The organism is Streptomyces sp. NPDC058576 (genome assembly GCF_042718715.1).
GTDB lineage: Bacteria > Actinomycetota > Actinomycetes > Streptomycetales > Streptomycetaceae > Streptomyces.
The window spans coordinates 19,517-32,212 of sequence record NZ_JBHXPF010000073.1 but is presented as its reverse complement, the minus strand read 5'-3'; the positions used below and the strand labels follow the sequence as shown (position 1 = coordinate 32,212).

The window sequence follows — 12,696 nt, the reverse complement described above, 5'->3', positions numbered from 1 at the left end:
AGGCCCCGAAGTCCTCGAAACCACCCGCCGCGCCGACACCATCGTCCTCGACAAGACCGGCACCGTCACCACCGGCCGCATGACCCTCCAAACCATCCACACCACCCCCCACACCACCGAAGAAGAAACCCTCCGCCTCGCCGGAGCACTGGAAAACGCCTCCGAACACCCCATCGCCCGAGCCATCGCCACCGCCGCCACCGACACCACCGGTCCCCTCCCCACCCCCGAGGACTTCACCAACGTCCCCGGACTCGGCGTCCAGGGCATCGTCGACGGCCACGCCGTCCTCGTCGGGCGGCCCCGCCTCCTGGCCGAGGCGGCGATCCCCCTCCCGCCCGCGTTGTCGCGGGCCCTCGCGGAGGCCGGGGAGCAGGGCCGTACCGCGGTCGTCGTGGCCTGGGACGGAGAGGCCCGGGGCGTGTTCGGGGTGGCGGACGCGGTGAAGGACAGCAGCGCGGCGGCCGTGACCGAGCTGCGCACCCTGGGGCTGACGCCCGTCCTGCTGACCGGCGACAACCGGGCGGTGGCGGAGGCCGTGGCGCGCGAGGTGGGCATCGACGAGGTCCACGCGGAGGTGCTGCCCGAGGACAAGGTCAACGTGGTGAAGCGCCTTCAGGCCGAGGGCCGGGTCGTCGCCATGGTCGGCGACGGGGTCAACGACGCGGCCGCGCTGGCGACCGCGGATCTGGGGCTGGCGATGGGCACTGGGACGGATGCGGCGATCGAGGCGAGCGACCTCACACTGGTTCGTGGAGATCTCAAGGTGACAGCTGACGCAATCCGCCTTTCCAGGCGTACTCTGGCCACCATCAGGGGCAACCTCTTCTGGGCCTTCGGGTACAACGTAGCGGCCTTGCCTCTGGCTGCAAGTGGCCTGCTCAACCCTATGATCGCGGGAGCCGCCATGGCGTTTTCGTCCGTGTTCGTCGTCACGAACAGCCTACGGTTGCGTGCCTTCACGTAACTTCCACAAAGAGACTTAGATCACACCGGTTTCAGGGTAACCATCCGGTGGGTTCGCGAGTCTTAGAGTGCGATTGCCAAGGATGTCTTGGGGGACGTCCGACGGAGTGTCTTGGGGGACGCTCCTGATGGCATGCGTTGGCCGGGGCACGTGCACCGGGGAGCTTTGAGCGGCCCTCCCGTGCGTACGTACCCCGGCGGATCGCGGCACAACAGAACAACGGGAGCTTCGGCTCTCTGCAGACGCCCGGCCGGATCCCGTGGGGGGAATCCGCTCCGGGATATGGGAAGCGCCCTGACCGTCGACCCGTGGGGGGATCGGCGGCGGGGCGCTTCTCCCTTTCCCGGCCCGCCGCCGCCGGGCCGGGCGGACCCACCGCCCCCGGAACGCCGAATCGCCCCGGACACCGCGCTCTGTGCGAAGCGCGGTACGCGGGGCGAAGGCAGTCGGCCCAGGAGGCCGGGGCACTACGAGGTGGTCACGAGGCCCAGGTCAGCAGCCTCGAAGGGGGTCCGGGTCAGCGGCCCTCGACCGGGACGAAGTCGCGCAGGACCTCGCCGGTGTAGATCTGGCGCGGGCGGCCGATGCGCGAACCCGGCTCCTTGATCATCTCGTGCCACTGGGCGATCCAGCCGGGAAGCCGGCCGAGCGCGAAGAGCACGGTGAACATCTCGGTCGGGAAGCCCATGGCCCGGTAGATCAGACCGGTGTAGAAGTCCACGTTGGGGTAGAGGTTGCGCGAGACGAAGTAGTCGTCGGAGAGCGCGTGCTCCTCCAGCTTGAGCGCGATGTCGAGCAGCTCGTCGGACTTGCCGAGCGCGGACAGCACGTCGTGCGCGGCAGCCTTGATGATCTTCGCGCGCGGGTCGAAGGACTTGTACACCCGGTGGCCGAAGCCCATCAGGCGGACGCCGTCCTCCTTGTTCTTCACCTTGCGGATGAAGGAGTCGACGTCGCCGCCGTTGGCCTGGATGCCTTCCAGCATCTCCAGGACCGACTGGTTGGCGCCACCGTGCAGGGGGCCCCACAGCGCGGAGATGCCGGCGGAGATCGAGGCGAACATGTTCGCCTGCGAGGAGCCGACCAGACGCACGGTGGAGGTCGAACAGTTCTGCTCGTGGTCCGCGTGCAGGATGAGCAGCTTGTCCAGCGCCGAGACGACGACCGGGTCCAGCTCGTACTCCTGGGCGGGCACCGAGAAGGTCATGCGCAGGAAGTTCTCGACGTACCCGAGGTCGTTGCGCGGGTAGACGAAGGGGTGACCGATCGACTTCTTGTAGGCGTACGCCGCGATCGTCGGGAGCTTCGCCAGGAGGCGGATCGTCGACAGGTGGCGCTGCTGCTCGTCGAACGGGTTGTGGCTGTCCTGGTAGAACGTGGACAGCGCGCTGACGACCGAGGACAGCATGGCCATCGGGTGGGCGTCGCGCGGGAAGCCGTCGAAGAACCGCTTGACGTCCTCGTGCAGCAGCGTGTGCTGGGTGATCTCGTTCTTGAAGGTCGCCAGCTCGTCGACCTTGGGAAGGTCACCGTTGATCAGCGTGTACGCGACCTCGAGGAACGACGAGCGCTCGGCGAGCTGCTCGATCGGGTATCCGCGGTAGCGCAGAATGCCCTGCTCACCGTCGAGGTACGTGATGGCGGATTTATAGGCGGCGGTGTTGCCGTATCCGCTGTCCAGCGTCACCAGGCCGGTATTGGCCCGGAGCTTCCCGATGTCGAAGCCCTTGTCGCCGACGGTGCTGTCGATCACCGGGTAGGTGTACTCGTCATCGCCGTACCGCAGTACTACAGCGTTGTTGGTGTGCTCGCTCACGTCATCCCTCACCGACGTAGTGCCTCTTCTTCGAGGTGCCCTGACTGTCTTCCACCCTCCCCCATTCGGCTCAGGAGAGTGCACTCGGGGTCGTCCATTGGACCTACTGACGGCACTGAGTGCCGCCAACTTACTCATCCTGCCCCCTTGACTGCGGTTCCGGAAGACCTCCGTGATGTTTCCCACCGATTTGATCGATCATTTTTGTGCGGGGGTCACGAGAAGTCTTCTGCTGAGCCGCCCCGGAGCCGGAAATCCAGTGCCGTACAGCGCCTGCCTGCGGAAACCGTGCGGACGGCCTGACCGATCGCCTTACGGGACCCGACCAGGACGACGAGCTTCTTGGCACGGGTGACGGCGGTGTAGAGCAGGTTGCGCTGGAGCATCATCCAGGCACTGGTGGTGACGGGGATGACGACGGCCGGATACTCGCTGCCCTGGGAGCGGTGGATCGTCATGGCGTACGCGTGGGCCAGCTCGTCCAGCTCGTCGAAGTCGTAGCCGATCTCCTCGTCCTCGTCGGTGCGGACGGTCAGCCGCTGCTCGTCCGGGTCGAGCGCGGTGACGACGCCGACGGTGCCGTTGAAGACGCCGTTCTCGCCCTTGTCGTAGTTGTTGCGGATCTGGGTGACCTTGTCGCCGACCCGGAAGACCCGGCCGCCGAACCGCTTCTCGGGGAGGTCGGGGCGGGCGGGGGTGATGGCCTGCTGGAGCAGCCCGTTCAGATGGCCCGCGCCGGCGGGGCCCCGGTGCATCGGGGCGAGGACCTGCACGTCACGGCGGGCGTTCAGGCCGAACTTGGCCGGGACGCGACGGGCCGCCACGTCCACGGCGAGCTTGCCGGCGTCCTCCGTCTCGTCCTCCACGAAGAGGAAGAAGTCGCTCAGCCCCTCGGTGAGCGGGTGCTGTCCCGCGTTGATCCGGTGGGCGTTGGTGACCACGCCGGACTGCTGGGCCTGCCGGAAGATCCGGGTGAGGCGCACGGCCGGGACCGGGCCGCCCTCCGCGAGCAGATCGCTCAGCACCTCCCCCGCGCCGACCGAGGGCAGTTGGTCGACGTCACCCACGAGGAGCAGATGGGCACCGGGTGCCACCGCCTTCACGAGCTTGTTGGCGAGGAGCAGATCGAGCATCGACGCCTCGTCGACGACGACCAGATCGGCGTCCAGCGGACGGTCCCGGTCGTATGCCGCGTCCCCGCCCGGCTTGAGCTCCAGGAGCCGGTGCACGGTGGACGCCTCGGCCCCGGTCAGCTCGGCCAGCCGCTTGGCGGCGCGGCCCGTCGGGGCGGCGAGCACGACCTTGGCCTTCTTGGCCCGGGCCAGCTCGACGATGGACCGGACGGTGAACGACTTCCCGCAGCCGGGGCCGCCCGTCAGGACGGCCACCTTCCGGCTGAGCGCGAGCCGTACGGCCTGCTCCTGCTCGGGCGCGAGATCGGCCCCCGTACGGGTGGCGAGCCAGGCCAGGGCCTTGCTCCAGTCGACGTCCTGGAAGGCGGGCATCCGGTCCTCGCCGGTGTTCAGCAGTCGCCTGACCTGCCCGGCGAGGGACAGCTCGGCCCGGTGGAAGGGAACGAGGTAGACCGCCGTGATCGGCTCGCCGCCCTCGGGGGACGGCACGCGCTCCCGTACGACGCCCTCCGGATCGGCGGCCAGCTCGGCCAGGCACTCGATGACCAGACCGGTGTCGACCTGGAGCAGCTTCACCCCGTCCGCGATGAGCCGTTCCTCGGGGAGATAGCAGTGGCCCTGGTCGGAGGACTGGGACAGGGCGTACTGCAGCCCGGCCTTGACCCGCTCGGGGCTGTCGTGCGGGATGCCGACCGCCTGGGCGATCCGGTCGGCGGTGAGGAAGCCGATGCCCCAGACGTCGGCGGCCAGCCGGTAGGGCTGGTTCTTCACGACGGAGATCGAGGCGTCCTCGTACTTCTTGTAGATGCGGACGGCGATGGAGGTGGAGACGCCGACGCCCTGGAGGAAGACCATGACCTCCTTGATCGCCTTCTGCTCCTCCCAGGCGGCCGCGATCATCTTCGTGCGCTTGGGGCCGAGGCCGGGGACCTCGACGAGCCGCTGGGGCGCCTGCTCGATGATGTCGAGGGTGTCGACGCCGAAGTGGGTGGTGATCCGGTCGGCCATCACCGGCCCGATGCCCTTGATCAGCCCGGAGCCGAGATAGCGGCGGATGCCCTGGATGGTCGCGGGCAGCACGGTGGTGTAGTTCTCGACGGTGAACTGCTTGCCGTACTGGGAGTGCGAGCCCCAACGGCCCTCCATCCGCAGCGACTCGCCGACCTGTGCGCCGAGCAGCGCACCGACCACGGTGAGGAGGTCGCCGGCTCCGCGTCCGGTGTCGACGCGGGCGACCGTGTACCCGTTCTCCTCGTTGGCGTAGGTGATCCGCTCCAGGACCCCTTCGAGGACGGCCATGTTGGACATGGCCCGACGCTACCGGGTGCCACGGACAGTGCGGTTCGCGGGCGGAGCCCCCGTCAGGGAGTGGGCGGCACCGGCCCGCCGCCCTCGTACTCGTTCGCCAGCAGGGTGTCCATGGTCGAGCGCAACCGGCCGAGGAACTCCTCGAAGTGCTGGATCTCCCGCGGCGAGTACGCCGCCATCGCCTCGGCCATCCGCTCGGAGTACGGGCCGAAGAACGCCATGGCGCGCGGCCGGATGTCGGGGCTGCTGCGCAGGGTCACGACCCGTCGGTCGGTGCTCTCGCGGGTACGGACGATGTGCCCCGCCTGTTCGAGCCGCTTGAGGAGGATGGCGGTCGCGCCGGAGGAGAGGGAGACGCGCTCGCTGAGCCGGGCCGGCGACAGCGGGGCGCCCTGGTCCTCCGCGTAGAGGATCTCGACGAGGGCCGCGGCGTCGGTGGAGTGCAGCCCGAGCCAGGTCGCGAAGCGGCGGGTGAACTCGGTGTAGTTGGCGCCGAAGGCGCGCAGGCCGTCCATCACACGGTCGACGCGCACCGCGTCGGCGGCGGGATCGAGGCGCACCGCCCCGGCGGTGGGGTCGGCCGCGCCGCTCCCGTCGGCCCCGAGCCCGTCTCTCATCAGCGCTGCCCCACTCTCTTCCCATCGCGTGGCGGACTTGCCGGCCCACGTCGTCCACCGCCTGCTTTGACAACCTACCTCGCCGCATTTACCTTTGCCGCAAAGCTATCTAGCTTTGCGGCAAAGCTACTTTCGGGAGTCGAAGAACCATGAACGAACCCGCGGGAACCACCGGGATCCCGGAAACCCCTCCCACCGCGCGTCAGTGGCTGGGCCTCGTCGCCGTGGCGCTCGGCGTGGCCCTGATCGTCGTCGACCTGACGATCGTCAACGTGATCCTCGCGCCGATCATCGAGGACCTCTCCATCGGATCGTCGCAGGCCCAATGGATCCAGGAGTCGTACGCGATCACGTTCGCGGCGCTCCTGCTGGTCACCGGACGCCTCAGCGACCTCCACGGCGCACGCCGGATCTTCCTGCTCGGCCTCGCCGTGTTCGGCGCGACGAGCCTGCTGGCCGCGCTGGCTCCCAGCGGCGGCCTGCTGATCCTCGCCCGGTTCGTCCAGGGCGTCGGCGGAGCCATGATGCTGCCCACCTCGCTGGCCCTGCTGAACGCCACGTTCACCGGGCGGGCGCGCGGCCAGGCGTTCGCCGTGTGGGGCTCGACCATCGGAGCGGCGGCGGCCGTGGGCCCGCTGCTGGGCGGCCGGCTCGCCGACATCTCCTGGCGCTGGGCCTTCGGCGTCAACATTCCGCTGGCCGCCCTCATCGTGGTGGGGGTGCTCCGGTACCTGGACGTGTCGCCCCGCGTCCCGGGCCGCGTCGACGTGGTCGGCGCGGTGCTGTCGGCGGCGGGCCTGGGCCTTCTCTCCTTCGTCCTGATCGAGGGCCGCACCCACGGCTGGCTGATGACGACGAAGCCGCTGGAGCTCGCAGGCCTCACCTGGTCCGGTGGGCTCTCGCCGGTGTTCGTCGCCCTGCTCCTGTCCGTCCTGGCGCTGGGCGCGTTCTGGCGCAGGCAGGCCGTGCTGGGAAGGGCGGGCGACGAGCCGCTGATGGACGTGGGGCTGTTCTCCATCCGCTCGTTCCGCAACGGCAACTTCGTGACGCTGATGGTCGGTCTCGGCGAGTTCGGCATCATCGCGGTGCTGCCGCTCTGGCTGCAGTTCGCCCTCGGCTACAGCGCGTTCGAGGCGGGTCTCGCCCTCGTCGCCCTGGCCGTCGGCAGCTTCGCGGCTTCCGGGGCGAGCTTCCCCATGGCCGCGACCGTGCCCGCGCTGGCACAGGTCAGGATCGGGCTGGTCCTGGAGGCCGCCGGGCTGACGATGCTGGCCCTGATCGCGTCCACGGACAGCGCCTGGTGGCTCATCGCCGTCGCGTTGTTCCTGTACGGGATCGGCGTCGGCTTCGCGACGGCGCAGGTCACCAACATCGTCCTCGTGGACGTACCGGAACGGAGCGGAGGCCAGGCGTCGGGCATCCAGAGTGCGGCCCGCGAGCTGGGGTCAGCCCTCGGCATCGCCGTCCTGACCACTCTGTTCTTCAGCACCCTGGCCTCCGGACTGACCGACCGGCTCACCCGGGACGGCGTCGCGACGGACGAAGCGGAACAGCTCGGCGGGGTCGTGACGGACAGCGCCGGATCCGTGATCGACGCCCTCGCCGCGGAGCCGCGTACGGCATCGGCGGCGGAGGCGGCCCGCGAGGCGATGGCGGTCGGCGTCCAGGTCTCCGGGTACGTCTGCGCGGGCCTGCTGCTCCTGGCACTGGCGGCGACGCTGTTCATGTCCCCGAGGGCGAAGGGCGGGTCGGAGCCGAACCGTGCGGAGGAGCAGCCGAGTTCGCCCCGTGGCACGTGACCGCCGCGCACGACTCGGTCGCCCACGCCGCTCCCTCTGCCCCATGATGGCGGCATGACACGGCAAGGCCCGAGAGGGCAGGTGGAGGCATCGGACAGGTTCGCCGGGGGAACAGCGCGGCTGGTGATCAGCAATGACGGCGAGGCGCTTCTGGAGGTGACCGTGGAGCCCTGGGCCGACCTTCACCGGCTCCCGCCGAACCGGAGCTGTGTCGTGGTGACCCACTCGGCTGCCGCGAACGGTTCCTGGCCCGGCACGTTGCGTGGGGACGAGCCGTTCCAGGTCGAGCATCGACCCGACTCCGTCTCCGTGTGGGCCAACGGCATCTGCTACCACCTCACCGACGCGGATGGCCGGACGATCGTGGCGGCCGACCGGGAGTGCCCGGCCCGGAGCCGACCCTCCTGACGGCGGGGGCGGGGGCCCGGAAGCCGTGCTGGGCGGCCGGGGGTGCCCCGCCGCCACCCCCTACCCCGGTAGCACCCCCACATTGGCTCCCGGGTATGACGCCCCGCGCACGGCCGTCCCCGCACGCTGCGTTCCGTCGGTACATCGCTACGAGGCGATCGCGAGAGGGCGGAACGGAACATGAGGCTACGCAGGGGCAAGCGGCACACGGCGGGCGACCGCCAGGACTCCCGGGCCGCCGCACCCGGGCTCGCCGTCGAACTGCGCGGGGTGCGGCGGCAGTACGGGCGTGGCGCGAGGGCCGTGCAGGCTCTCGCGGGCGTCGATCTCGCCCTGCCGCGCGGGACGTTCACCGCGGTCATGGGGCCGTCCGGGTCCGGCAAGTCCACCTTCCTCCAGTGCGCCGCCGGGCTCGACCGGCCGTCGTCGGGTTCCGTGCGCCTCGGCGGCACGGAGATCACCGGGATGAACGAGAACGAGCTGACCGAACTGCGCCGCAGCCGCCTCGGGTTCGTGTTCCAGGCCTTCAACCTGCTGCCGTCGCTGACCGTGGAGCAGAACGTCCTGCTGCCCCTGCGCCTCGCCGGGCAGCGCCAGGACCGCCGCCGGGCGGCCGCCGTGCTCGCGCAGGTCGGGCTGGCCGACAAGGCGCGGCGGCGGCCCGCGGAGCTCTCCGGCGGTCAGCAGCAGCGGGTGGCCGTCGCCCGAGCCCTGGTGACCGGGCCCGACGTGGTGTTCGCCGACGAGCCCACCGGAGCCCTGGACACCGGCACCGCCGCCGAGGTCCTCGGCCTGCTCCGGCACGCCGTCGACTCGGCCGGGGCCACCGTCGTCATGGTCACCCACGACCCGGCCGCCGCCGCCTGGGCGGACCGGGTGCTGTTCCTCGCGGACGGCTCGTTCGCGGGCGGTCTGGAGCGCGGTTCGGCCGAGCTGATCGCGCGGCGGATGAGCGTGCTGACCGCCCGTGCCGCCGGTTCGGGCGCGATGGCGGGGGCGGCTGCGTGATGCGCCCCAACGGGCTCGCCCGCGCGGCCGTCCGCTTCAAGCCCGCCTCGTTCGCGGGGACCTTCGTGGCGCTGATGATGTCCGCGCTGATCGTCACGGCGTGCGGGATCCTGCTGGAGACCGGCCTGCGCGCGTCGGTGCCCCCGGTGCGGTACGCGGACGCGCCGGTGGTCGTGGCGGCGGACCAGTACACCTACGTCGTCACGGGCAGCGGCGAGGACCGCGAGGAGGAGGCGACCCCGCTGCCGGACACCGCACGGGTGGACGCCGGACTCGCCGCGAAGGCCGCCGAGGCATCGGGCGCGGCCACCGCCGTCCCGGACTTCACCTTCCCGGTGCGAGCGGCGGACGGGGCGGCCGGCTCAGGAGGCGTCGAGCTGCCCGTCGCCGGGGGCGCGCTCACCGCGCACGGCTGGGGCTCGCACGCCTTCACCGGTACCGCGCTGACCGCCGGATCCGCGCCCCGCACGGGCGAGGTCGTCCTCGACGCGGGGACGGCCCGCGCGGCGAAGGCCGCCGTCGGCGACACCGTCGCGCTGGACACCGCCGCCGGGCGGCGGGATTTCCGGGTCGCGGGCGTCGCCGGGGCGGGGGCCGCGGAGACCGCGCGTCGCACCGGTGCCGCACAGGCGGCGGTCTGGTTCGCCGACGCCGAGGCCGGCACGCTGGCCGGGCACCCCGGCAGGGCGGACGCCATCGCCGTCCTCGCGAAGCCCGGCACCGGTGCCGACGCCCTCGCCGTGTCCGTGAAGCGGGCTCTGGCCGGCTCCGGGGCCGGTGTGCACACCGGCGACGGCCGGGGCGCGGTCGAGGACCCGGGCCTCGGCTACGCCAAGGTGACCCTCTTCGGCCTCGGCGGCTCCTTCGGCGGGATCGCCACCATCGTCGCGATCTTCACGGCGGCCGGGACGGTGGCCCTGTCCGTGTCCCAGCGGGCCCGCGAGTTCGCGCTGCTGCGCGCCGTGGGAGCCACCCCGCGGCAGATCCGGCGCGCGGTCGCCGCCGAGGCACTGCTCGTCGCCCCCCTCGCCGGACTCCTCGGCACGCTGCCCGGGATCGGGCTCGCGCACTGGTGGCTCGGGCAGTTGCGGGACCGGGGCGCGGTTCCGGAAGCCGTCCAGGCGCACGTGTCCGGCATCCCTCTCCTCGCCGCCGTCGCCGTCGGACTGCTCACCGCGCTCGGTGCGGGCTGGGCGGCCGGGCGCAGGCCGGCCAGGATCAAGCCGGGCCAGGCGCTGAGCGAGGCGGCCATGGAGCGGCGGCGGCCGGGCGTGATCCGTACCGTGCTGGGCATCGGCGCGCTCGTCGGCGGCGCGTTCCTCACCGGCGTCTCCGCGAACTCCACCGGGGACGACGCGGCCGGCTCCGCCCTCGGCGTCGTCATGTGCTTCATGCTCGCCGTCGCCCTGCTCGGCCCGCCGGTGGCCCGGCTCTGCGCGGCCCTCTTCGGCCTCCCGCTGCGCGGGGCGGGGCCGTCCGGCGAGCTGGCCGCCGCCAACTCCCGTACCAACGCGCGACGGTTGGCCTCCGCGATCACCCCGATCGTGCTCGCCATGGCGTTCGCCTCGACGCTCGTGTTCCTGCACACGAGCGAGAGCCACATCGCGGACGGGCAGCTGCGCGCGGGCATCACCGCGGACCACGTGGTGACGGACCCGGCCGGGCTCCCGGTGGACGCGGCGGCCCGTGCCGCGCGTGCGCCGGGCGTGGACGCGGCCGTGGGCCTGCTGAACACGCAGGTGCTGGTGCCCGTGGGCTCCGGGGAGTTCTCCTCGCTCCAGGGCGCGGCGGCGCAAGGCGTCTCCGGCTCGGGCGTGGAGCTGGCGCAGGTGCAGGACCTCGACGTACGCGAGGGGAGCCTCGACCGGCTCGGCAAGGACCGCATCGCCATCGACAGGACGCTGGCGGCCTCGGCGGACGTCGGCGTCGGGGACCGGCTGCCGCTCCATCTCCCCGACGGTACGCGGACCGCCCCCGAGGTCGTCGCGGTGTACGGGCGTGGCCTCGGCCTGGCCACCGTGACCATGGCCCGGGCGTCCCTGGCCGGGCACGTCTCGTCCGGGTTCGACAGCGTGCTGCTGGTGCGCGGCGGCTCCGAGCGCTCGCTCGCCGCTCTGGGGCGGGTCTCCGACGCCTCCGGGCTCGCCACGGAGCGGAGCCTCGACGCGAAGCTGGGCGCCTGGTCCAACAACACCATGGCGGCGGTCCTCGGCGGCTTCGCGGCCATCGCCGCCGTCAACACCCTGGTGATGACGGTCCTCGACCGTCGTCGCGAGCTGGGCACGCTGCGTCTCGTCGGCTCGACCCGCCGTCAGGTCCTGCGGATGCTCCGCTGGGAGAGCCTGCTGGTGTCGGCGGTCGGTGTGATCCTCGGCTCCGCGATCGCCACGGCCACGCTCGTACCGATGGTGCGCGGCATGACCGGCGAAGCACCGCACGTGCCGCTGCTGCTGTACGGCTCCTTCGTCGCGGCCGCGGGCGGCCTGGCCCTGCTGGCGGTCACGCTGCCGGCCCGGGCGGCGCTGCGGCGGTGGTCGTAGGGCGGGCGGGGGCCGGGCCCGGGGGGTCGGGCGAACCGCCGAGGCCCGGCCGCCCGGCACCGTCGGAGCGGATGCCGAGATCAACGCGATGGTGCCGCCCCTCCCCTGACAGACTGACCCCGAGAACGAGGGGGAACGCATGAGCGAGCGGGACGCCGAAGCGCGGGTCGAGGAGCTGAGCCGGGGGTTGCGGCGGCTGGCAGCGGGGCTGCTGGAGGCGGCGGCCGAGCATCCGGATGCCTTACGGGCGCGAGAACTGTCGGCGGCGGCCGGGGTGTTGACGAACGACGTACTGGCGCGCGTGGACGGGGAAGCCGGCACGGCCCCTCCCGCCCGACCGGGCGAGCCCGAAGTGCGGGACGCCGTACCACCGGCGAAGGACGCGGCGGTGGACACGGCGGTGGACTCCGCGGCTGTGCCCGGTTCGGCAGTCGAGGAGCTGGTCGAGCTGTATCTGCCGGACTACGAGAGGCAGGTGCGCGAGGACGACGACCCGGTGATGATCGAGCCGGATCTCCCCTACCGGCGGTGGAACCACCTGCATCGGGTCAGGTACGGGCGTGGCAAGCCGTTCAGGAACGCGCCGCTGTGGAACGACACCGTACCCAGCCGTGGCAAGCGGGTGATCCGCGGCATGACCTCCAAGGCGGGAGTGCTGCGCCGCCTGCACCACAGCTACGTGATCCTGCGGGACCTGAAGAGCCCGGAGGGTGAGCTGGCGATTCGGGTGATGCAGGGTTGCCAGGCCATCGAGCGGTCCCGCGCGATCAGAGACGGCGACTTCGTCGACACCTCGGATCTGCGCGAAAAGCTGAGGGATCTGCAGTGGAGCGCCCTGGTGGTCGCCGCCGGCCGGGGCGAGCCCGCCCGTGCCCAACTCCTCACCCAGCTGGGACAGCTGGAGGTACTGGCCTCCGCCCTCCTGGAACTGGACACGGCGTTCCGCCGGCGCAACAGCACCCCCTCCCTGGGCCCCAGGATCGCCGGGGCCGCGCACGGGGTGAAGGCCGTGCTCCGGCACTGGCCGCCGACCCCCGCGGGGGCCTTCACGGAATCAGGACAGCCCTGACGCCGACCGGCCGGGTGCCCGGCCCGTGCTC

9 protein-coding genes are annotated in these 12,696 nt (G+C 71.8%); 6 read left to right on the top strand and 3 right to left on the bottom strand.

The genetic code is table 11. The features are described from left to right. Positions 1-967 (top strand): HAD-IC family P-type ATPase (locus ACFWRV_RS32260; RefSeq protein WP_384339464.1); only part of this gene is annotated, 967 nt, incomplete at its 5' end. Positions 968-1,484: 517 nt separating this feature from the next. Here ACFWRV_RS32260 and ACFWRV_RS32255 read toward each other — a convergent pair. From ACFWRV_RS32255 to ACFWRV_RS32245, 3 genes are all read right to left on the bottom strand, one after another. After that, positions 1,485-2,783, bottom strand: coding sequence for a citrate synthase (locus ACFWRV_RS32255; protein ID WP_003969077.1), 1,299 nt, complete (start codon positions 2,781-2,783; stop codon positions 1,485-1,487). 215 nt (positions 2,784-2,998) lie between these two features. Further along, positions 2,999-5,224, bottom strand: coding sequence for an ATP-dependent RecD-like DNA helicase (locus tag ACFWRV_RS32250; RefSeq protein ID WP_384339463.1), 2,226 nt, complete (start codon positions 5,222-5,224; stop codon positions 2,999-3,001). Between the two features lie 53 nt (positions 5,225-5,277). After that, on the bottom strand, positions 5,278-5,841 hold the full coding sequence (locus ACFWRV_RS32245) for a MarR family winged helix-turn-helix transcriptional regulator (RefSeq protein WP_384339462.1): 564 nt from the start codon (positions 5,839-5,841) through the stop codon (positions 5,278-5,280). Positions 5,842-5,990: 149 nt separating this feature from the next. Here ACFWRV_RS32245 and ACFWRV_RS32240 point away from each other — a divergent pair, with 149 nt between their 5' ends. The 5 genes from ACFWRV_RS32240 (at position 5,991) to ACFWRV_RS32220 (ending at position 12,665) form a co-directional block, all read left to right on the top strand. Beyond that, positions 5,991-7,640, top strand: a complete 1,650-nt coding sequence (locus ACFWRV_RS32240; protein WP_384339461.1) for an MFS transporter — start codon at positions 5,991-5,993, stop codon at positions 7,638-7,640. 123 nt (positions 7,641-7,763) lie between these two features. Next, the gene (locus ACFWRV_RS32235) at positions 7,764-8,048 is read left to right on the top strand and encodes a hypothetical protein (protein WP_384339460.1); all 285 of its coding nucleotides are present in this window, start codon (positions 7,764-7,766) and stop codon (positions 8,046-8,048) included. Between the two features lie 180 nt (positions 8,049-8,228). Then, entirely contained in the window at positions 8,229-9,056 is an 828-nt protein-coding gene (locus tag ACFWRV_RS32230; protein ID WP_384339459.1) for an ABC transporter ATP-binding protein, read from the top strand. Then, positions 9,056-11,596, top strand: coding sequence for an FtsX-like permease family protein (locus tag ACFWRV_RS32225; protein ID WP_384339465.1), 2,541 nt, complete (start codon positions 9,056-9,058; stop codon positions 11,594-11,596). The genes ACFWRV_RS32230 and ACFWRV_RS32225 overlap by 1 nt, the downstream gene beginning before the upstream one ends. A gap of 139 nt (positions 11,597-11,735) precedes the next feature. Further along, entirely contained in the window at positions 11,736-12,665 is a 930-nt protein-coding gene (locus tag ACFWRV_RS32220) for a hypothetical protein (RefSeq protein ID WP_384339458.1), read from the top strand. Positions 12,666-12,696: the final 31 nt, after the last annotated feature.

Coding starts and splice junctions, on each gene's coding strand:
- ACFWRV_RS32250 (WP_384339463.1), bottom strand. CDS start 5,224: ATGTCCAACATGGCCGTCCTCGAAGGGGTCCTGGAGCGGATCACCTAC.
- ACFWRV_RS32245 (WP_384339462.1), bottom strand. CDS start 5,841: ATGAGAGACGGGCTCGGGGCCGACGGGAGCGGCGCGGCCGACCCCACC.
- ACFWRV_RS32240 (WP_384339461.1), top strand. CDS start 5,991: ATGAACGAACCCGCGGGAACCACCGGGATCCCGGAAACCCCTCCCACC.
- ACFWRV_RS32230 (WP_384339459.1), top strand. CDS start 8,229: ATGAGGCTACGCAGGGGCAAGCGGCACACGGCGGGCGACCGCCAGGAC.
- ACFWRV_RS32225 (WP_384339465.1), top strand. CDS start 9,056: ATGCGCCCCAACGGGCTCGCCCGCGCGGCCGTCCGCTTCAAGCCCGCC.
- ACFWRV_RS32220 (WP_384339458.1), top strand. CDS start 11,736: ATGAGCGAGCGGGACGCCGAAGCGCGGGTCGAGGAGCTGAGCCGGGGG.